The sequence below is a fragment of the Streptomyces sp. ALI-76-A genome (assembly GCF_030287445.1).
Classification (GTDB): Bacteria; Actinomycetota; Actinomycetes; order Streptomycetales; family Streptomycetaceae; genus Streptomyces.
Window position 1 is genome coordinate 165074 of sequence record NZ_JASVWB010000003.1, and the last position, 23527, is coordinate 188600.

The 23527-nt window shown below is 73.8% G+C and carries 2 protein-coding genes and 1 pseudogene; all 3 read left to right on the top strand.

Annotated elements, in window-relative coordinates; translation table 11 throughout:
- The first annotated feature begins 6 nt into the window (after positions 1-6).
- The 3 genes and pseudogenes from QQS16_RS36195 (at position 7) to QQS16_RS36205 (ending at position 23527) form a co-directional block, all read left to right on the top strand.
- Complete coding sequence (locus tag QQS16_RS36195; protein ID WP_502963950.1) at positions 7-7212, top strand: type I polyketide synthase; 7206 nt, start codon at positions 7-9, stop codon at positions 7210-7212.
- 143 nt (positions 7213-7355) lie between these two features.
- Positions 7356-12860 (top strand): annotated as a pseudogene (locus QQS16_RS36200) (type I polyketide synthase); the annotation flags it as partial.
- A 50-nt stretch (positions 12861-12910) separates the two neighbouring features.
- Positions 12911-23527, top strand: coding sequence for a type I polyketide synthase (locus QQS16_RS36205; protein WP_286066757.1), 10617 nt, complete (start codon positions 12911-12913; stop codon positions 23525-23527).

Genomic DNA, 23527 nt, shown 5'->3' on the forward strand with positions numbered 1-23527 from the left:
TCGCTGGTGTCCCGGGCGGTGTCCGCCGAGCAGCTGGAGACGCCGGTCGACACGGTGGTCGCCAACGCGCTGTTCCGGCTGGAGTGGAGCGAACTGCCCCCGGTTCCGGGGTCGGAGTTCCCGCCGTCGTGGGTGCCGGTGAGCACGCCCGACGATGTGGCGGCGCTGTCCGCGAGCGTCGGCGTACCGGCGGTGGCGGTCCTGGAGGCTGTTGGCGACGACGGTGAGGACGCCGTACTCTCCCTGTCCTCCCGGGTGTTGGGCGTGGTGCAGGCCTGGCTGGCCGCGGACGGCCTCGACGAGGCGCGGCTGGTGGTGGCGACCCGGGGCGCGGTGCCCGCCGGTGGGAAGGCGGTGACGGATCCGGCCGCGGCGGCGGTGTGGGGTCTGGTGCGCGCCGCCCAGTCCGAGAGCCCGGAGCGGATCGTCATCCTGGACACCGACCCCGACGCCGAAGGCCATCTGGACTCGGTCCTGGACTCCGTGCTCGGGCCGGTGGTGGCCAGTGAGGAGCCCCAGGTCGCCGTGCGCGGTACGGACATGTCGATCCCGCGGTTCGCCCGCGCCACCGGTCACGTCGCGGACCCCTCCGCGGTGTTCGGGCCGGAGGGGACCGTTCTGGTCTCGGGTGCCGGGTCGTTGGGCGGTGTGGTGGCGCGGCATCTGGTCGTTCGGCACGGGGTGCGGCATCTGGTCCTCGCCAGTCGCCGTGGCCCGGCCGCGGAGGGCGTACCGGAGCTGGTCGCCGAGCTCACCGGACACGGTGCGGCGGTCTCCGCCGTGGCCTGTGACGTGTCGAACCGCGAGCAGGTCGAGGCGCTGCTGGCCTCGCTGCCCGACGAGCAGCCCCTGCGCGGTGTGGTGCACACGGCCGGCGTGTTCGACGACGGGCTGATCGGGGCGCTGACCCCGGAGCGGCTCGCGGGCGTGTTCGCGCCGAAGGTGGACGCCGTACGCCACCTCGACGCGCTCACCCGAGACCTGGAGCTGGACGCGTTCGTCGTGTACTCGTCCGTGGCGGGCCTCTCCGGGGGCGCCGCGCAGGGCAACTACTCGGCGGCCAACGCCTTCCTGGACGGCCTGATGAGCAACCGCCGGGCGGCGGGTCTGCCCGGCCTGTCCCTGGCCTGGGGTCTGTGGGAGCAGTCCCTCGGCATGGCCGGCCACCTCAGCGCCGTCGACCAGGCGCGGGCCGGCCGCCACGGGGTGCTGGAGATATCGGCGGCCGAGGGCATGGAACTGTTCGACGCCGCTCTCGTGTCCGGACCGGCCCTGCTGGTGCCGGTCAAGCTGGACCTGCGGGGGATACGGGCCGAGGCCTCGGCCGGCGGGGCGGTCCCGCTGCTGCTGCGCGGTCTGGTACGGACAGGACGGCAACAGGCCCGAGCGGTGAGCACCGCCGGCGAGAGCCGGCAGCTGTCCGACCGGCTGGCCGGACTCGCGGCCACCGAGCAGGAGGCCCTGCTTCTGGACCTGGTGCGGACCCAGGCCGCGGTCGTGCTCGGGCACAGCGGGCCGGAACGCGTCCGGCCGGACACCGCGTTCAGCGAAGCCGGGTTCGACTCGCTCACCTCGGTGGAGCTGCGCAACCGGCTGCGCGAGGCGACCGGCCTGAAGCTTCCCCCCACGCTGGTCTTCGACTACCCCACGCCGCTGGTCCTCGCCCGCTATCTGCGCGAGGAGTTCGGTGAGGTGGCGGCACCGGAGCCGGAGGCACCGGCGAACGTCGCGGCCGACACGAACGAGCCGCTCGCCATCGTCGGGATGGCGTGCCGGTACCCGGGCGGTGTCTCCTCGCCCGAGGACCTGTGGCGGCTGGTGCGTGACGGCGGCGACGCCGTCTCGGACTTTCCCGAGGACCGGGGCTGGGACCTGGAGGGCCTCTTCGACGCCGACCCCGACCACGCGGGCACGTCGTACACCAGCCAGGGCGGCTTCCTGGAGAGGGCGGGCCTTTTCGACGCGGGGTTCTTCGGTATCTCGCCGCGTGAGGCGCTGGCGATGGACCCGCAGCAGCGGCTGCTCCTGGAGACCTCCTGGGAAGCGCTGGAGGGCGGAGGCATCGACCCGACCACGCTGAAGGGGACGGATGTCGGCGTGTTCACCGGCGTCTCCGGCCAGGGTTACGGCGGCAGTGACGTCACACCGGAGATGGAGAGCTTCGCGGGCACAGGCCTCGCGTCGAGTGTGGCGTCGGGCCGGGTGTCGTACGTCTTCGGCTTCGAGGGCCCCGCGGTGTCGGTGGACACGGCGTGCTCGTCGTCCCTCGTGGCGATGCACCTCGCCGGCCAGGCGCTGCGGCAGGGCGAGTGCTCCATGGCCCTGGCGGGCGGCGCGATGGTGATGGCCACACCCGCCACCTTCATGGCGTTCTCCCGCCAGCGGGGCCTGGCCGCCGACGGCCGCTGCAAGGCGTTCGCGGACGGCGCCGACGGAATGGGCCTGTCCGAGGGCGTGGGTGTCGTGGTCCTGGAACGCCTGTCGGTGGCCCGGGAGCGCGGACACAAGGTCCTGGCGGTCCTGCGCGGCAGCGCCCTCAACCAGGACGGCGCCTCCAACGGCCTGACGGCTCCGAACGGTCCCTCGCAGCAGCGGGTGATCCGCAAGGCCCTGGCCAGTGCGGGCCTCTCCCCGGCGGACGTGGACGTGGTCGAAGGACACGGCACCGGTACGGCTCTGGGCGATCCGATCGAGGCGCAGGCGCTGCTGGCCACCTACGGCCGGGACCGGAACCCGGAAAGGCCCCTGTGGCTGGGCTCGTTGAAGTCGAACATCGGCCATGCGCAGGCCGCCGCGGGCGTCGCCAGTGTCATCAAGATGGTGCAGGCACTGCGGCACGGCGTGCTGCCCCCGACGCTGCACGCACAGCAGCCCACGTCCCAGGTGGACTGGTCCGCGGGCGCGGTGGAACTGCTCACCGAGGCACGCGAGTGGCCACGCGACGGCGCTCCGCGCCGGGCCGGGGTCTCCTCGTTCGGCGTCAGCGGGACGAACGCGCATCTCATCCTGGAGGAGGCGCCCGACGAGCAGGCGACGACTGCCGCGGAAGCACAGCGGCCGCTGGTGTCCGCGGATGTGGTGCCGTTGGTGGTGTCGGCGCGCAGTGCCGGTTCGCTGGCGGGGCAGGCCGGCCGGCTGGCGGCGTTCGTCGAAGGCGGCGACCAGGTGCCGCTCGCGTCGGTGGCCGGGGCGTTGGTGTCGGGCCGGGCGTTGCTGAGCGAGCGTGCGGTGGTGGTGGCCGGGTCGGGTGCGGAGGCGGTGGCCGGGCTGGGTGCGCTGGCGCGTGGTGAGGGCGCGCCGGGTGTGGTCACGGGCAGTGCCGGTTCGCCGGGCAAGGTGGTCTGGGTGTTCCCGGGTCAGGGTTCTCAGTGGGCCGGTATGGGGCGGGAGTTGCTGGACTCGTCGCCGGTCTTCGCGGAGCGGATCGCGGAGTGCGCGGCTGCCCTTGAGCCGTTCGTCGACTGGTCGCTGATCGACGTGCTGTGCGGTGACGCCGAGCCGGAGCTGTTGGACCGGGTGGATGTGCTGCAACCCGCCAGCTTCGCGGTGATGGTGGGTCTGGCGGCGGTCTGGTCCTCGGTGGGTGTGCTGCCGGACGCGGTCCTGGGCCATTCGCAGGGTGAGATCGCGGCGGCGTGTGTGTCCGGGGCGCTGTCGCTGGAGGACGCGGCGCGCGTGGTGGCGCTGCGGAGCCAGGCCATCGCCGGCCGGCTGGCCGGGCGCGGCGGTATGGCCTCGGTGGCGCTGGCCGAGAGTGAGGCGGTCGTCCGTCTGGAGCGTTGGGCGGACCGGGTCGAGGTCGCGGCGGTCAACGGACCGGTATCGGTGGTGATCGCCGGTGACGCCGAGGCGCTGGACGAAGTGCTCGAAGCTCTCTCGGCCGATGGTGTGCGGGTGCGGCGGGTGGCGGTGGACTACGCCTCGCACACCCGGCATGTGGAGGACATCCGCGACACGCTCGCCGAGACGCTGGCGGAGGTGAGTGCCCAGGCGCCGGTGGTGCCGTTCTACTCGACCGTCGTCAGCGGCTGGGTGGAGGATGCCGGGGTTCTGGACGGCGGCTACTGGTATCGCAACCTGCGTGGCCAGGTGGGCTTCGGCCCGGCCGTGGCCGAGCTTCTGGACCAGGGTCACGGTGTCTTCGTGGAGGTCAGCGCGCACCCGGTGCTGGTCCAGCCGATCACGGAGATCGCCGACGACACCGAAGCCGGCGTGGTCGTGACCGGTTCCCTGCGCCGCGAGGAAGGCGGCCCGCGCCGACTCCTCGCCTCCATGGCCGAACTGTTCGTGCGCGGTGTGCCGGTGGACTGGACCGGCGTCCTGCCGGACGGGGCGGTCACGTCGGCGGGCGTGGACCTGCCGACGTATGCCTTCGACCACCAGCACTACTGGCTCCACACCGCACAGAGCGCCACCGACGCGACAGCACTGGGACAGACGGCGGCCGATCACCCGCTGCTGGGCGCGGTGGTGGAGCTGCCGCAGTCGGACGGGCTGGTGTTCACCTCCCGCCTCTCGCTGAAGTCGCATCCCTGGCTGGGCGATCACGTGGTGGGCGGCCTGGTGCTGGTCCCCGCCACGGGACTGGTGGAACTGGCCGTCCGGGCCGGTGACGAGGCCGGCTGCGCGGTGCTGGAAGAGCTGGTGACCGAGGCGCCGCTGGTCGTGCCCGAGCACGGCGGCGTACGCGTCCAGGTCGCCCTGGGCGCGCCGGGCGAGAACGGCTCGCGCACCATGGAGGTGTACTCCCAGCGGGAGGACGCCGACGAGGGCGACGCGTGGACGCGGCACGCCACCGGCACGCTGGCGGCCTCGGCCGCCACCCGGGGGACGGACTTCGACTTCGCCGCCTGGCCGCCGCCCGGCGCCCAGCAGGTGGAACTGGACACCGGCGACCTGTACGCGGGTCTGCTCGAGCGCGGCTACGCCTACGGTCCCGTGTTCCAGGGCGTGCGCGCGGTGTGGCGGCGCGGCGAGGAACTCTTCGCCGAGGTCGCCCTGCCTGAGGCGGAGCGCGAGCAGGCCGGAGGCTTCGGTCTCCACCCCGCGCTGCTCGACGCCGCCTTGCAGGCCGGCACCTTCGCCGCTGCGGCGGACACGCCGCAGGAGGGAGCCGGGAAGCCGGTGATGCCGTTCTCGTGGAACGGCCTGGTGCTGCACGCCGCGGGCGCCTCGGCACTGCGCGTACGGGTCGCCCCCACCGGTTCGGACGCGCTGTCGGTGGCAGCGGCCGACGAGACCGGCAGCCCGGTCCTGACGATGGACGCGCTGGTGATGCGGGCGGTCGACATCGAGCAGCTGGGAGCCACGCCGGCGCAGGAGAGCCGCGACTCGCTGTTCGCCGTGGAGTGGACCGAACTGCCCCCGGCCCAGGGGCCCGAGCCCGCGCCCTCGTGGGTGCCGGTGGCCACGGCCGAGGACATGGACGCCTTGACCGCGAGCGGCGGTGTTCCGGCGGTGGCGGTACTGGAAGCCGTCGGCGGGCAGGGCGAGGACGCCGTACTGGCTCTCACCTCCCGGGTGCTGGGCGTGGTGCAGGCGTGGCTGGGCGCGTCCGGCCACGAGGAATCGCGCCTGGTGGTACTCACCCGGGGCGCGGTGCCGGCCGGCGGCGAGGGCGCTGTGACGGACCCGGCCGGAACGGCGGTGTGGGGTCTGGTGCGCGCCGCCCAGTCCGAGAACCCCGACCGGATCGTCCTGATCGACACCGACCCCGACGCCGAGGGCGGTGTGGAGCCGCTGCTGGATTCCGTCCTGGCCGCGGTGGTGGCCGGTGGAGAACCGCAGATCGCGGTGCGCGGCACGGCCCTCTCCGTACCCCGGCTCGCCCGCGTCACCGGCCGGCTCCCGGACGCACCGCCGGTGTTCGCGCCGGAGGGCACCGTACTGGTCTCGGGCGGCGGGTCGTTGGGCGCCTTGGCGGCCCGGCATCTGGTCACCCGAAACGGCGTACGGCACGTCGTCCTCGCCAGTCGTCGCGGGCCGGACGCCGAGGGCGCGCGGGAACTGGTCGCCGAGCTCACCGAGCAGGGCGCCACGGTCTCCGTCGTGGCCTGTGACGTGTCGCACCGCGAGCAGGTCGAGGCGCTGCTGGCCTCGCTGCCCGACGCACACCCCCTGCGCGGCGTGGTGCACACAGCCGGCGTGTTCGATCCCGGCGTGATCGGGGCGCTGACCCCGGAGCGCCTCGCGGGCGTGTTCGCGCCGAAGGTGGACGCCGTACGCCACCTCGACGCGCTCACCCGAGACCTGGACCTGGACGCGTTCGTCGTCTACTCCTCCGCCTCGTCCGTCTTCATGGGCGCCGGCAGCGGCGGCTACGCGGCGGCCAACGCCTTCCTCGACGGGCTGATGGACCACCGTCGCGCGGCGGGCCTGCCCGGGCTCTCCCTGTCCTGGGGTCCGTGGGAACAGATCACCGGCATGGCCGGCAACATCGACGACCTCACCAAGACCCGGATGAGCCGGCGTGAAGGACGTGGCGGCGTCCTCGCGCTCCCGCCCGCCGAGGGCATGGAGCTGTTCGACGCCGCGCTGGGCACCGAGCACTCGCTCCTCGTGCCGGTCAAACTGGACCTGCGGGCCGTACGGGCCGACGCGGCGGCGGGCGGCGGAGTGCCGCACCTGCTGCGCGGCCTGGTCCGCACGGGCCGGCAGCTGGCGCAGACGACCGCCGGCGGCGGTGAGCAGCGACTCGCCGACCGGCTGGCCGGACTCACCGCGGGGAAGCAGGAGGCGCTGCTCCTCGACATGGTCCGCACCCAGGCCGCGGTCGTGCTCGGCCACAGCGGTCCGGAGCAGGTCCGGCCGGACACCGCGTTCAACGAGGCCGGGTTCGACTCGCTCACCTCGGTGGAGCTGCGCAACCGGCTCCGGGAGGCGAGCGGTCTGAAACTGCCCGCCACGCTGGTCTTCGACCACCCGACCCCGGCGGCGCTCGCGGGCTATCTGCGCGAGGAACTCGCCGTCGACGAGGCGTCCCCCGCCGACGCGGTGCTGGCCGGTCTCGCCGGCCTGGAAGCGGCCATCGAGTCCGCGGCGCCCGACGAGGAGGCCCGTGAGCGGATCACCGGACGCCTGCGGGAACTGCTGAGGGCAGCCGAGACGGCAGGCGGCCCCGGCACGGGCCAGGGCGGCGCGGACCCGTCGCACGAGGATCTCGAAACCGCCAGCGACGAGGAGCTGTTCGCGCTCTTCGAGCGGCTCGACTGAGCCGCACCCGTACGGGTCGGGCCCCCGGAGGCCCGACCCGTGCAGACGGTGCGCAAACCCACCCACGGCAATCGCACACATCCACTTCCTAGGGGCTGAATCAAGTGGCTGACGAGGCACAACTCCGCGACTACCTCAAGAGGGCCATCGCCGACGCCCGCAACGCCCGCAACCGGCTGCGCGAGGTCCAGGACCAGGCGCGCGAGCCGATCGCCATCGTCTCCATGGCCTGCCGGTACCCGGGCGGCGTGTCCTCGCCCGGGGACCTGTGGAAGCTGGTCTCCGAAGGCGGCGACGCCGTCAGCGACTTCCCCGACGACCGTGGCTGGGACCTGGAGGGCCTGTTCGACGCCGACCCCGACCAGACGGGCACGTCGTATGTCACGCAGGGCGGATTCCTGCGAGGCGCGGGCCTTTTCGACGCGGGGTTCTTCGGTATCTCGCCGCGTGAGGCGCTGGCGATGGACCCGCAGCAGCGGCTGCTCCTGGAGACCTCCTGGGAGGCGGTCGAGCGGGCGGGCATCGACCCGGTCTCGCTGAAGGGCACCGACGTCGGCGTGTTCACCGGTCTGTCCGGCCAGGGCTACGGGGCCGGTGCCGGTGTGGTGACCCCGGAGACGGAGGGCTTCGCGGGCACGGGGGCGTCGTCGAGTGTGGCCTCGGGCCGGGTGTCGTACGTCCTCGGCCTCGAGGGCCCGGCGGTGTCCCTCGACACGGCGTGCTCCTCGTCCCTCGTCGCCATCCACCTGGCCGCGCAGGCGCTGCGGCAGGGCGAGTGCTCGATGGCGCTCGCCGGCGGTGTGATGGTGATGTCGACGCCCGGCAACTTCGTTGCCTTCTCCCGCCAGCGGGGCCTGGCCGCCGACGGCCGCTGCAAGGCGTTCGCGGACGGCGCCGACGGAATGGGCCTGGCCGAGGGCGTGGGTGTCGTGGTCCTGGAACGCCTGTCGGTGGCCCGGGAGCGCGGACACAAGGTCCTGGCGGTGATCCGCGGCAGCGCCGTCAACCAGGACGGCGCGTCCAACGGCCTCACCGCCCCGAGCGGTCCCTCGCAGCAGCGGGTGATCCGCAAGGCGCTGGCCAACGCGGGGCTGTCCCCGGCCGACGTGGATGTGGTGGAGGCCCACGGCACCGGTACGGCTCTGGGCGATCCGATCGAGGCGCAGGCGCTGCTGGCCGCCTACGGCCGGGACCGCGAAGAGCCGTTGTGGCTCGGCTCGTTGAAGTCGAACGTCGGCCACACGCAGGCCGCCGCGGGCGTCGGCGCCGTGATCAAGATGGTGCAGGCGCTGCGGCACGACATGATGCCGTCGACCCTGCACGTGGAGAAGCCCACGACCGAGGTGGACTGGTCCGCGGGTGCGGTGGAACTGCTGACCGAGGCCCGGAAGTGGCCGCGGGGCGGTCGTCCGCGCCGGGCCGGGGTGTCCTCGTTCGGTGTCAGTGGGACGAACGCGCATCTGATCCTGGAGGAGGCGCCCGCCGAGGCGGCCGAGCCCGTCGCGGACGAGGCGGTGCCCGCGGGCGTGGTGCCGTTGGTGGTGTCGGCGGGGAATGCCGCTTCCCTGGCGGGGCAGGCCGAGCGGCTCGCGGCGTTCGTCGGGGAAGCCGATCAGGTGCCGCTCGCGTCGGTGGCCGGGGCGCTGGTCTCCGGCCGGGCCCTGCTGAGCGAGCGCGCGGTGATCGTGGCCGGGTCGGACGAGGAGGCCCTTGCCGGGCTGCGGGCGCTGGCACGCGGCGAGAGCGGCACCAACCTGGTGTCCGCAAGCTCGGATGCCCCGGGCAGCGTGGTGTGGGTGTTCCCGGGTCAGGGTTCTCAGTGGGCCGGTATGGGGCGGGAGTTGCTGGACTCGTCGCCGGTCTTCGCGGAGCGGATCGCGGAGTGCGCGGCTGCCCTCGATCCGTTCGTCGACTGGTCGCTGATCGACGTGCTGCGGGGCGACGCCGAGCCGGAGCTGCTGGACCGGGTGGATGTGCTGCAACCCGCCAGCTTCGCGGTGATGGTGGGTCTGGCGGCGGTCTGGTCCTCGGTGGGTGTGCTGCCGGACGCGGTCCTGGGTCATTCGCAGGGTGAGATCGCGGCGGCGTGTGTGTCCGGGGCGCTGTCGCTGGAGGACGCGGCACGCGTGGTGGCCTTGCGGAGCCAGGCCATCGCCGGCCGACTGGCCGGGCGCGGCGGTATGGCGTCGGTGGCGCTGGCCGAGAGGGAGGCGGTCGTCCGTCTGGGGCGTTGGGCGGACCGGGTCGAGGTCGCGGCGGTCAACGGACCGGCGTCGGTCGTGATCGCGGGTGACGCCGAGGCGCTGGACGAAGTGCTCGAAGCTCTCTCGGCCGATGGTGTGCGGGTGCGGCGGGTGGCAGTCGATTACGCCTCGCACACCCGGCATGTGGAGGACATCCGCGACACGCTCGCCGACACCCTCTCGGGTATCGACGCGCAGGCGCCGGTGGTGCCGTTCTACTCGACCGTCACCGGCGTGTGGATCGAGGACGCCGGGATCCTGGACGGCGATTACTGGTACCGCAACCTGCGCGGCCAGGTGGGCTTCGGTCCGGCCGTCGCCGAGCTGATCCGCCAGGGCCACCGGGCCTTCATCGAGGTCAGCGCGCACCCGGTACTGGTCCAGCCGATCACCGAGATCGCCGACGACAGCGAGGCCGGCGTGGTCGTGACCGGTTCCCTGCGCCGCGAGGAGGGCGGCCCGCGCCGGCTCCTCGCCTCCATGGCCGAGTTGTTCGTGCGCGGTGTGCCGGTCGACTGGACCGGCGTGCTGCCGGCCGGGGCGGCCACGTCGGCCGACGTGGACCTGCCGACGTACGCCTTCGACCACCAGCACTACTGGCTCCAGGCCACCGAGACCGGTGGCGACGCGACCTCCCTCGGGCTCGCCGCTGCCGATCACCCGCTCCTCGGTGCGATGGTGCGACTGCCGCACTCGGACGGGCTGGTGTTCACCTCCCGCCTGTCGCTCAAGGCACACCCCTGGCTCGGCGATCACGTGATCGGCGGCATGGCCCTTCTCCCGGGCACGGGACTCGTCGAGCTGGCCGTCCGGGCCGGTGACGAGGCCGGCTGCGGCGTCCTGGAAGAGCTCGTGATCGAGGCACCGCTGGTCGTGCCCGAGCACGGCGGCGTACGGATGCAGGTCGCCGTGGGCGCGCCGGGCGAGAACGGCTCGCGCACCGTGGAGGTCCACTCCCAGCGCGAGGACCTTCCCGGTGACGGGGAGACGTGGACGCGGCACGCCACCGGCACGCTGTCGGCCTCGGCCGCGACCCGTGGGACGGAGTTCGACTTCGCCGCATGGCCGCCGCCGGGCGCACGGCAGGTCGAGATGGACGCCGCCGCCTTCTATGACGAACTGCGTGCGCGCGGTGTCGGCTACGGGCCCTCCTTCCAGGGCGTGCGCGCGGTGTGGCGGCGCGGCGAGGAACTCTTCGCCGAGGTCGCCCTGCCCGAGGAGCAGCGCAAGGAAGCCGACCGGTTCGGCATCCACCCCGCCCTGCTGGACGCGGCCCTGCAGACCGGATCGTTCCGGGCCATGGCGGGCACGCCGGGGGAGGAGGAAGCCGGGCGGCCGCTGCTGGCCTTCTCGTGGAACGGTCTGGTGCTGCATGCCTCGGGCGCCTCGGCGCTGCGGGTGCGGGTCGCACCGAGCGGCCAGGACGCCCTGTCGGTCGAGGCGGCGGACGAGACCGGCGCCCTGGTCGTGACGATGGACTCGCTGGTGTCCCGGGCCGTTTCCGCCGAGCAGCTGGAGACGGCGGCGGACTCGGCGGCCGCCGACTCGCTGTTCCGGGTGGACTGGAGTGAACTGCCCCCGGTCCAGGGCGCGGAACCCGCGCCGTCATGGGTCCCGGTGGCCACCGCGGAGGATGTGGTGGCCCTGGCCGGAAGCACCGAGGCTCCGGCGGCGGCACTCCTGGAAGCGATCGGCGCGCAGGGCGAGGACGCCGTACTGGCGCTGACCTCGCGGGTGTTGGGCGTGGTGCAGACGTGGCTGGCCACGGCCGGAGCCGAGGAGTCGCGGCTGGTGGTGGCGACCCGGGGCGCGGTGTCCGCCGGCGACGGCGCGGTGACCGATCCGGCCGGAGCGGCGGTGTGGGGTCTGGTCCGGGCCGCGCAGGCCGAGAACCCCGACCGGATCGTCCTGGTCGACACCGACCCGGCCTCCGGCGACGGACCGGAAGCCGTCCTGGGCGCCGTGCTGGCCGGCGGCGAGCCGCAGGTCGCGGTGCGCGGCACGACCCTCTCCGTGCCCCGCCTCGCCCGTGCCGTCGGCCATCGCCTTCCGGACGTGCCCGCGGTGTTCGGGCCCAAGGGCACCGTCCTGGTCTCGGGCGGCGGGTCGCTGGGCGAACTCATCGCGCGGCACCTGGTCGTCCGGCACGGAGTACGTCACCTCGTGCTGGCCAGCCGGCGTGGCCCCGCCGCCGAGGGCGTACCGGAACTGGCCGCGGAACTCACCGAAGAGGGTGCGGCCGTGTCGGTCGTGGCCTGCGACGTGTCCGACCGGCAGCAGGTGGAGGAACTCCTCGCCTCGGTGCCGGCCGAGCACCCCCTGCGCGGTGTGGTGCACACGGCCGGTGTGTTCGAGGCCGGGCTGGTCGGGACCCTGACCCCGGAGCGCCTGGCGAGGGTGTTCGCGCCGAAGGTGGACGCCGTACGCCACCTCGACGCGCTCACCCGAGACCTGGACCTGGACGCGTTCGTCGTCTACTCCTCCGCCTCGTCCGTCTTCCTCGGCGCCGGCAGCGGCGGCTACGCGGCGGCCAACGCCTTCCTGGACGGCCTGATGGCCCACCGCCGCGCGGCCGGCCTGCCCGGCCTCGCACTGTCCTGGGGCACCTGGGCCTACGCCACCAACATGACCACCCACCTGGGCGCCGACGACCAGGCGAGCATGAGCAGGCGTACCAGCCGTGACGGCGTCGTGGCGCTGACGCCCGCCGAGGGAACGGAACTGTTCGACGCCGCGGTCGGATCGCAGGAGTCGCTCCTCGTGCCGGTCAAGCTGGACCTGCGCGGAGTACGCGCCGGCGCGGCGTCCGGTGGCACGGTGCCGCATCTGCTGCGCGGCCTCGTACCGGCGGGACGGCAGCAGGCGCGGGCGGCAGCCGGGAAGGACGACGACCTGCTCGGCCGGCTGTCCGGGCTCACCGAGCAGGAGCAGGAGGCGCTGCTCCTCGACCTGGTGCGGACGCAGGCCGCGGTCGTGCTCGGGCACAGCGGGCCGGAGAGCGTCCGGCCGGACAGCGCCTTCAAGGAGGTCGGGTTCGACTCGCTCACCTCGGTGGAGCTGCGCAACCGGCTCCGGGAGGCGACCGGTCTGAAGCTCCCCGCCACGCTGGTCTTCGACCAGCCGACCCCGCTCGTGCTCACCCGCCATCTGCGCGACGAACTCGGCATCAGTGACGACGCGCTGTCCCGGGTGCACGCGAAGATCGAAGACGTCGAGTCGCTCCTCGGTGCGCTGAGCCTCGACGAATCCATGAAATCCAGTATCACGCTGCGCCTTCAGGGCCTGGTGGCCCGGTGCAACGGGGTGGTCGAGCAGACGGACGTTTCCACGGTGGCGGACAAGCTGGAAGCCGCATCGGCCGACGAAGTCCTCGACTTCATCGATGAAGAACTCGGGCTCGTGTGAGACCGGTTCAGGATCTCCGGCTTCATCAACATTCTCGTGAGGACTGAAGAATGGCCACGGACGAAAAACTCCTCCAATACCTCAAGCGTGTCACCACCGAACTGCACAACCTGAAGAAGCAGGGCTCGTCCCACGCGGGTGAGCCGATCGCGGTCGTGGGCATGGCGTGCCGGCTGCCGGGCGGCGTGGCGGGCCCCGAGGACCTGTGGCGGCTGGTGCGCGAGGGCCGGGACGCCGTGTCGGGATTCCCCGACGACCGCGGCTGGGAACTGGAGGGCCTGTTCGACCCGGACCCCGACAACCCCGGCACCTCCTACACCGACCAGGGCGGCTTCCTGCAAGGCGCGGGGCTCTTCGACGCGGGGTTCTTCGGTATCTCGCCGCGTGAGGCGCTGGCGATGGACCCGCAGCAGCGGCTGCTCCTGGAGACCTCCTGGGAGGCCCTGGAGGGGGCCGGCCTCGACCCGGTCGCGCTGAAGGGCACCGACGTCGGCGTGTTCACCGGGGTGTCCAGCCAGGGCTACGGTTCCGGGGCCGGCGGAGTGGCGCCGGAGCTGGAGAGTTTCACCGGCACCGGCGTGGCGTCGAGCGTGGCCTCCGGCCGGGTGTCCTACGTCCTCGGCTTCGAAGGCCCCGCGGTGTCCGTGGACACGGCCTGTTCCTCGTCCCTCGTCGCCATCCACCTGGCCGCGCAGGCACTGCGGCAGGGCGACTGCTCGCTCGCCCTCGCCGGCGGCGCGATGGTGATGGCCACGCCCGGCACCTTCGTGGTGTTCTCCCGGCAACAGGGCATGGCCGGCGACGGCCGCTGCAAGGCGTTCTCGGACGGCGCGGACGGCATGGGCCTGTCCGAGGGCGCCGGTGTGGTGGTCCTGGAGCGGCTCTCCGAGGCACGCGAGCGCGGACACCGCGTCCTCGCGGTCATCCGGGGCAGCGCCGTCAACCAGGACGGCGCGTCCAACGGTCTGACGGCGCCCAACGGCCCCTCGCAGCAGCGGGTGATCCGCAAGGCCCTGGCCGGTGCCGGACTGGTCTCGGCGGACGTCGACGTGGTGGAGGCCCACGGCACCGGTACGGCCCTGGGCGACCCGATCGAGGCACAGGCGCTCCTGGCGACGTACGGACAGGGCCGGGATCCGCAGCAGCCGCTGTGGCTCGGCTCGCTGAAGTCGAACATCGGACACACCCAGGCCGCCGCGGGCGTGTCCAGCGTCATCAAGATGGTGCAGGCACTGCGGCACCGGGTGCTGCCCCCGACGCTGCACGCACAGGTGCCGACGACCGAGGTCGACTGGTCCGCGGGCGCGGTCGAGCTGCTGAACGAGGCCAGGGAGTGGCCGCACAACGGCCGTCCGCGCCGGGCGGGCGTCTCCTCGTTCGGGATCAGCGGGACGAACGCACACCTGATCCTGGAAGAGGCGCCCGCAGCGGCCGAGCCGGAACCGGCCATGGAGGAGCCGGCGCCCGGCGGTGTGGTGCCGCTGGTGGTGTCGGCCCGCAGCGAGGGCTCCCTGGCGGGCCAGGCCGGCCGGCTCGCGGCGTTCCTCGAGGAAGCCGGTCAGGTGCCGCCGGCGGGTGTCGCCGGAACCCTGCTGGCGGAGCGGGCGCTGCTGCCCGAACGCGCGGTGGTCCTGGCCGGCTCCGAACAGGAGGCTCTGGCCGGACTCGGGGCGCTGGCCCGCGGTGAGCGCGCGGCCGGTGTCGTGACCGGCAGGGCGGCCGGCTCGGGCGGACCGGGCAAGGTCGTCTGGGTGTTCCCCGGCCAGGGCTCGCAGCGCGCCGGCATGGGCCGGGAGCTGTACGAGCGCCACCCGGTGTTCGCCGCGGCCCTCGACGAGGCCTGCGAGCAGCTGGACGCCTGCCTCGCCGGGTGGGTCGACCACCCCGTACGCGATGTGGTGCTGGGCCGCGTGGCGGGCAGCGCCGAGCTGCTGGACCGGACCGTGTTCACCCAGGCGGGCCTGTTCGCCGTGGAGAGCGCCCTGTTCCGGCTCGTGGAGTCCTGGGGCGTACGGCCGGACGCGGTCATCGGACACTCCATCGGCGAGGTCGCCGCAGCCCACGCCGCGGGCGTGCTCTCGCTGCGGGACGCGGCGCGTCTGGTCGCGGCCCGGGGCCGGCTGATGCAGGCGCTGCCGCCGGGCGGCGCGATGGTCGCGGTGGCCGCCGGTGAGGCGGAGGTCGCCGCTCTGCTCGGCGAGGGCGTGGAGGTCGCCGCGGTCAACGGCCCCTCCTCCGTGGTGCTCTCCGGCACCCAGGACGCGGTCCTCGCGGCCGCCGACCGGCTGCGGGAGCGGGGACACAAGACGAAGCGCCTCGTGGTCAGCCACGCGTTCCACTCCGCACGGATGGAGCCGATGCTGGCCGACTTTGCCGCGGAACTGGCCGACGTGGAGTGGCGGGCCCCGCAGATCCCGGTGATCTCGAACGTCACCGGTCGCCTCGCCGGACCCGACGAGCTCACCGACCCCGAGTACTGGGCCGGGCACGTGCGGCGGCCGGTGCGGTTCGCCGAGGGGATCGCGGCCGCGGTCGAGTACGGCGGCGCGCTGTTCGTGGAGCTGGGCCCGGGCGCAGCCCTGACCGGACTGGTCGAGGAGACGGCCACCGCCGCGGGCGCCGAGGCGACCTGCGTGGCGGCACTGCGCGGCGGTCGCCCGGAGGAGCGGACCCTGCTGTCCGCGCTGGCCGAACTGTTCGTGCGGGGCGTGCCCGTGGACTGGAAGGGGATGCTGCCCGCCGGGGCCACCAAGGCACGCCTGGACCTGCCGACGTACGCCTTCGACCACCAGCACTACTGGCTCCACACCGCACAGACCGCCACCGACGCGACAGCACTGGGACAGACGGCGGCCGACCACCCCCTGCTGGGCGCGGTGGTGCGACTGCCGCAGTCCGACGGGCTGGTGTTCACCTCCCGCCTCTCGCTGAGGTCACACTCCTGGCTGGCCGACCACGCCGTGGGCGGTGCGGTGCTCGTCCCCGGCACCGGTCTGGTGGAACTGGCCGTCCGGGCCGGTGACGAGGTCGGCTGCGGGGTGCTGGAAGAGCTGGTGATCGAGGCGCCGCTGGTCGTGCCCGAGCACGACGGGGTACGCCTCCAGGTCGCCGTGGGCGCGCCGGGCGAGAACGGCTCGCGTCCCGTGGAGATCTACTCCCTGCACGAGGACGCCCCCGGCGACGGGGAAGCGTGGACGCGGCACGCCGCCGGCACCCTGGCCGCCGCGCCGCCGGCCCGGCTCACCGGCTTCGACTTCACCGCCTGGCCGCCGCCCGGCGCGCGGGCCGTCGAGGTCGGCGACTTCTACAGCGGGCTGAGCGAGCGCGGCTACGGCTACGGCCCGGCGTTCCAGGGCCTGCGCGCGGTGTGGCGGCGCGGCGAGGAGGTCTTCGCCGAGGCCGCCCTGCCCGAGGAACAGCGGGAGAACGCCGACCGGTTCGGCATCCACCCCGCACTCCTCGACGCCGCCCTGCACGCCGGGATGTTCTCCGCCGAGGCGGACCCGGCGGCGGACGCCGGTCAGCCGGTCCTGCCGTTCGCATGGAACGGCCTGGTCCTGCATGCCGCGGGCGCCCCCGCCCTGCGGATCCGGCTGACCTCCGGCGGGCCCGGTGCCGTGACGCTGGAGGCGGCCGACGAGACCGGCGGCCTGGTCGTGACGCTGGACTCCCTGGTGTCCCGGCCGGTCTCCGCCGAGCAGCTGCGGACGGCCACGGACCCGGCCGTCACCGACTCGCTGTTCCAGGTGGACTGGACCGAACTGCCCCCGGCCCAGGACCCCGCGCCCGCACCGTCATGGGCGCCGATCACCACCGCGGACGAGGTCGAGGCCCTGGCCGCGGCTGACGGCGTTCCCGCGGTGGCACTCCTGGAAGCCGTCGGCGGCGACGGCGAGGACGCCGTCCTCGCCCTGTCCTCGCGGGTGCTGGGTGTGGTGCAGGAGTGGCTGGCCGCGGACGGCCTGGAGGAGTCGCGGCTGGTGGTGGCGACCCGGGGCGCGGTGCCCGCCGGCGACGGTGTCGTGTCCGACCCGGCCGGAGCGGCGGTGTGGGGTCTGGTCCGGGCCGCGCAGGCCGAGAACCCCGGCCGGATCGTCCTGATCGACGCCGACCCGGCCACCGACCACGGAGCGGTGCCCGTGCTGGGCGCGGTCCTGGCCGGCGACGAACCGCAGGTCGCCGTGCGCGGCACGACGCTCTCCGCGCCCCGGCTCGCCCGCGCCACCGGCCAAGTCCCCGACGCTCCGGGGGTGTTCGCCCCGGAAGGGACGGTCCTGGTCACCGGCGGCACCGGATCGCTGGGCGGCCTCGTGGCCCGGCACCTGGTCACCGGGCACGGCGTACGCCACCTGCTGCTGGTCAGCCGCCGCGGCCCGGACGCCGAGGGCGCGCGGGAACTGGCCGCCGAACTGACCGAGCGGGGCGCGGCGGTCTCCGTGGTGGCCTGCGACGTCTCCGACCGTGACCAGGCACAGGCCCTGCTGGCGTCGATATCCGAGGAGCACCCCCTGTGCGGTGTGGTGCACACGGCGGGCGTACTGGACGACGGCGTGATCGGGGCGCTGACCCCGCGACGCCTGGCGAAGGTGTTCGCGCCGAAGGTCGACGCGGTGCGTCACCTCGACGAGCTGACCCGGGAGCTGCACCTCGACGCGTTCGTCGTGTTCTCGTCCGCCTCGGGCGTGTTCGGATCGGCGGGCCAGGGCAACTACGCGGCGGCCAACGCCTTCCTGGACGGCCTGATGGCGGGGCGTCGCGCGGCGGGCCTGCCCGGCCTCTCCCTGGCCTGGGGCCTGTGGGAACAGAACGCCGGCATGACCGCCCACCTGGGCGATGCCGACCAGGCACGGGCGAGCCGGGGCGGTGTCCTGGCGATCACGGCGACCGAAGGCATGGAACTGCTCGACACAGCTCTCGTGTCCGGGCAGTCGCTGCTGGTGCCGATCAAGATGGACCTGCGCGGGGCGCGGGCCGGTGCGGCCTCCGGCGGTGCGGTCCCGCACCTGCTGCGCGGCCTCGTACCGGCGGGACGGCAGCAGGCACGCGCGGCGGCCGGAAAGGAAGCCGACCTGCCCCGCCGGCTCGCCGGGCTCGCCGAGGCCGAACAAGAGGCCCTGCTCCTCGACATGGTCCGCGCGCAGGCCGCGGTCGTGCTGGGGCACAGCGGGCCGGAACGCGTCCGGCCGGACACCGCGTTCAACGAGGCCGGATTCGACTCGCTCACCTCGGTGGAACTGCGCAACCGGCTGCGCGAGGCGACCGGCCTGAAGCTCCCCGCCACACTGATCTTCGACTACCCCACACCGCAGGCACTCGCCGGCTATCTGCGCGAGGAGTTCGGGGACACCACGGCGGCGGGCACCTTCGGCGCGGCCCCGGCCGCCGTCGTGGATCCCGACGAACCGATCGCGATCGTGGGAATGTCGTGCCGGCTGCCCGGCGGGGTCGCGGGCCCCGACGACCTGTGGCGCCTGGTGCGGGAGGGCCGCGAGGGCATGTCCGCCTTCCCCGACGACCGGGGCTGGGACCTGGAGGGCCTGTTCGACCCGGACCCGGACAGCGCGGGCACGTCGTATGTGGCCGAAGGCGGCTTCGTACGGGACGCGGGGCTCTTCGACGCCGGGTTCTTCGGTATCTCGCCGCGTGAGGCGCTGGCGATGGACCCGCAGCAGCGGCTGCTCCTGGAGACCTCCTGGGAGGCGCTGGAGAGCGCCGGCGTCGACCCGACGACCTTGAAGGGCACCGACGTCGGCGTCTTCTCCGGGGTGTCCAGCCAGGGATACGGGGCCGGAGCGGTCGCACCGGAACTGGAGGGCTTCGCGAGCACGGGCACCGCGTCGAGCGTGGCCTCGGGCCGGATCTCCTACGTCCTCGGTTTCGAGGGCCCGGCCGTCACGATCGACACGGCGTGCTCGTCGTCGCTGGTGTCGATGCACCTGGCCGCGCAGGCGCTGCGGCAGGGCGAGTGCTCGATGGCGCTCGCCGGCGGCGTGACCGTCATGGCCACACCCGTCAGCTTCGTGGAGTTCTCCCGCCAGCGGGGCCTGGCCGGCGACGGCCGCTGCAAGGCGTACGCGGACGGCGCCGACGGCACGGGCTGGGCCGAGGGCGTGGGTCTGGTCGTCCTGGAGCGGCTGTCGGTGGCCCGGGAGCGCGGACACAAGGTCCTGGCGGTCCTGCGCGGCAGCGCGGTGAACCAGGACGGCGCGTCCAACGGCCTGACGGCTCCGAACGGTCCCTCGCAGCAGCGGGTGATCCGCAAGGCCCTCTCCAACGCCGGGATCTCCCCGGCGGACGTGGACGTGGTCGAAGGACACGGCACCGGCACGGCCCTGGGCGACCCGATCGAGGCGCAGGCGCTGCTGGCCACCTACGGCCGGGGACGCGATCCTCAACAGCCTTTGTGGCTGGGCTCGTTGAAGTCGAACATCGGACACACCCAGGCCGCCGCGGGCGTCGCCAGTGTCATCAAGATGGTCCAGGCGCTCCGCCACGGAGTGCTGCCGCCCACCCTGCACGTGGACGCGCCCTCCTCCCAGGTGGACTGGTCCGCGGGCGCGGTGGAGCTGCTGACGGAGGCGCGGGAGTGGCCGCGGGGCGGTCGTCCGCGCCGGGCGGGTGTCTCCTCGTTCGGGATCAGTGGGACGAACGCGCATCTGATCCTGGAGGAGGCACCTGCCGAGGAGGCTGTGCCCGTCGCGGACGAGGCGGTGCCCGCGGGTGTGGTGCCGTTGGTGGTGTCGGCCAGGAGTGCTGGTTCTTTGGCGGGGCAGGCCGGCCGGCTCGCGGAACGCGTCGAAGGCACCGACGGGGTGTCGCTCACGGGTGTCGCCGGGGCGCTTGTCTCCGGCCGGGCGTTGCTGGGTGAGCGTGCGGTGGTGGTGGCCGGGTCGGGTGCGGAGGCGGTGGCCGGGCTGGGTGCGCTGGCGCGTGGTGAGGGCGCGCCGGGTGTGGTCACGGGCAGTGCCGGTTCGCCGGGCAAGGTCGTGTGGGTGTTCCCGGGTCAGGGTTCTCAGTGGGCCGGTATGGGGCGGGAGTTGCTGGACTCGTTGCCGGTCTTCGCGGAGCGGATCGCGGAGTGCGCGGCTGCCCTTGAGCCGTTCGTCGACTGGTCGCTGATCGACGTGCTGCGCGGTGACGCCGAGCCGGAGCTGTTGGACCGGGTGGATGTGCTGCAACCCGCCAGCTTCGCGGTGATGGTGGGTCTGGCGTCCGTGTGGTCCTCGGTGGGTGTGCTGCCGGACGCGGTCCTGGGCCATTCGCAGGGTGAGATCGCGGCGGCGTGTGTGTCCGGGGCGCTGTCGCTGGAGGACGCGGCACGCGTGGTGGCCCTGCGGAGCCAGGCGATCGCCGGCCGGCTGGCGGGACGTGGCGGTATGGCGTCGGTGGCGCTGGCCGAGAGTGAGGCGGTCGTCCGTCTGGGGCGTTGGGCGGACCGGGTCGAGGTGGCGGCGGTCAACGGACCGGCGTCGGTGGTGATCGCGGGCGATGCTCAGGCGCTGGACGAAGTGCTCGAAGCTCTCTCGGCCGATGGTGTGCGGGTGCGGCGGGTGGCGGTGGACTACGCCTCGCACACCCGGCATGTGGAGGACATCCGCGACACGCTCGCCGAGACGCTTTCCGGTATCGACGCGCAGGCGCCGGTGGTGCCGTTCTACTCGACCGTCACCGGCGCGTGGATCGAGGACGCCGGGGTTCTGGACGGTGATTACTGGTACCGCAACCTGCGTGGCCAGGTGGGCTTCGGCCCGGCCGTGGCCGAGCTTCTGGACCAGGGTCACGGTGTCTTCGTGGAGGTCAGCGCGCACCCGGTGCTGGTCCAGCCGATCACGGAGATCGCCGACGACAGCGAGGCCGGCGTGGTCGTGACCGGTTCCCTGCGCCGCGAGGAGGGCGGTCTGCGTCGACTCCTCGCCTCCATGGCCGAACTGTTCGTGCGCGGTGTGCCGGTGGACTGGACCGGCGTGCTGCCGGCCGGGGCGGTCACGTCGGCGGGCGTGGACCTGCCGACGTATGCCTTCGACCACCAGCACTACTGGCTCCGGTCGACCGGGACCGCCACCGACGCGACCTCCCTCGGGCTGGCCGGAACCGATCACCCGCTGCTCGGCGCGGTGGTGGAGCTGCCGCAGTCCGACGGGCTGGTGTTCACCTCCCGCCTCTCGCTGAAGTCGCACCCCTGGCTGGCCGACCACCGGGTCGGAGGCGTCGTGCTCGTCGCCGGCACCGGCCTGGTGGAACTGGCCGTCCGGGCCGGTGACGAGGCCGGCTGCGGCGTCCTGGAAGAGCTGGTGATCGAGGCGCCGCTGGTCGTGCCCGAGCACGGCGGCGTACGCGTCCAGGTCGCCGTGGGCGGACCGCGCGAGAACGGCTCGCGCACCGTGGACGTCTACTCGCGGTCCGAGGACGCCGCCGGTCGCACCGGTGCGGACGCGTGGACCCGGCACGCCACCGGCATGCTGGCCGCCACGGCCCAGGCCGTCGGCGGGTTCGACTTCGCCGCCTGGCCGCCGCCCGGCGCGCAGCCGGTGGACATCGGCGGCGGCTACGACCTGCTCACCGAGGTCGGATACGGCTACGGGCCTGCCTTCCAGGGCGTGCGCGCCCTGTGGCGGCGCGGCGCGGAGATCTTCGCCGAGGTCGCCCTGCCCGAGGAACACCGTACGGACGCCGCCCGGTTCGGCATCCACCCCGCGCTCCTCGACGCCGCCCTGCACTCACCGCTGCTCCAGATCGCCGGAGCGTCCGCGGTCGACGGTGACGTCGAGGCCGGGCCGGGCGGGCCGGAGCTGCGGCTGCCGTTCGCGTGGAACGGGCTGGTGCTGCACGCCGCGGGTGCATCGGCGCTGCGGGTGCGGATCGAGCTGCCCGAGGACGAAGCGCTGTCGTTCCAGGCCGCCGACGAGACCGGCGCCCTGGTCGTGACGATGGACTCGCTGGTCTCCCGGCTGGTCTCCGCCGAGCAGTTGGAGACGGCGACGGACACGGTGCGTGCCGACTCGCTGTTCCAGGTGGAGTGGACCGACCCGCAGCCGGTTCAGGGGGCCGCGCCCGCGCCGTCCTGGGTGCCCGTGGCCACCGCGGAAGAGGTCGCGACCCTGGCCGACGACGTGGAGTCGGGCGCCGCCGGGAACCCGGACCTGGCCGTCCTGGAAGCCGTCGGGGGTGAGGGCGAGGGCGCCGTACTGGAGCTGGTCACCCGAGTCCTCGAGGTGGTCCAGTGCTGGCTGGACGGTCCCGGCCTCGAGGAGACGCGGCTGGCCGTGGTGACCCGGGGCGCGGTGCCCGCCGGCGACGGCGCGGTGACCGATCCGGCCGGAGCGGCGGTGTGGGGTCTGGTGCGTGCCGCGCAGGCCGAGAACCCCGACCGCATCCTTCTGATCGACACCGACCCGGCCTCCGGCGACGGACCGGAAGCCGTCCTGGGCGCCGTGCTGGCCGGCGGCGAGCCGCAGGTCGCGGTGCGTGGTGCGACCCTCTCGGTACCCCGGCTCGCCCGCGCCACCGGTCACGGCACCCACACCTCCGCCGTGTTCGGGCCGCGGGGGACCGTGCTGGTCTCCGGCGCCGGGTCGCTGGGCGGCCTGGTCGCCCGGCACCTGGTCATCCGGCACGGCGTACGCCACCTCATGCTGGCCAGCCGCCGCGGGCCGGACGCCGAGGGCGTACGGGAACTCGTCGCCGAGCTCACCGAGCAGGGCGCGGCCGTGTCCGTCGTGGCGTGTGACGTCTCCGACCGCGCGCAGGTCGAGGCCCTGCTGGCCTCGGTTCCCGACGAGCATCCCCTGCGCGGGGTCGTGCACACCGCGGGTGTCACCGACGACGGCGTGATCGGGGCGCTGACCCCGGAGCGCGTGGCGAGGGTGTTCGCGCCGAAGGTGGACGCCGTAGGCCACCTCGACGCGCTCACCCGAGACCTGGACCTGGACGCGTTCGTCGTCTACTCCTCCGTCTCGGCCGTCTTCATGGGCGCGGGCAGCGGCAGCTACGCGGCGGCCAACGCCTTCCTGGACGGCCTGATGGCCAACCGGCGCACGGCGGGTCTGCCGGGGCTCTCGCTGGCCTGGGGTCTGTGGGACCAGACCAGCGGCATGGCGGCCGGCACCGACGACCTCACCAAGGCACGCATGAACCGGCGCGGTGGCCTCCAGGCGATCACACCGGCGGAGGGCATGGAACTCTTCGACGCCGCCGTGAGGTCGGGACGGGCGCAACTGGTGCCCGCCAGGCTGGACCTGCGGTCGCTGCGTACCCAGGCCGCGGCCGGCGGGGGAGTACCGCACATGCTGCGCGGCCTGGTCCGGGCGAGCCGGCAGCAGGCCCACACGGTGAGCGCCGACGACCAGGGGCCGGCGCTGTCCGAGCGGTTGGCCCAGCTCCCCGCCGCCGAGCAGGCGACGCTGCTGTTCGACCTGGTGCGGGCCCAGGTGGCCGCGGTTCTCGGTCACAGCGCCACCTACCGGATCGACGCGGACCAGGGCCTGTTCGAGGTGGGCTTCGACTCCCTCACCTCCATCGAACTGCGCAACCGGCTCCGCGACCTCACCCAGCAGAAACTCCCGCCCAACCTCGTCTTCGACTACCCGACGGCGGGACTGCTCGCCACGCATCTGCACGAGCTGATGTGCGGCGAACAGGCCGCGCGCCCCGTAGCGGTCTCCGTGTGA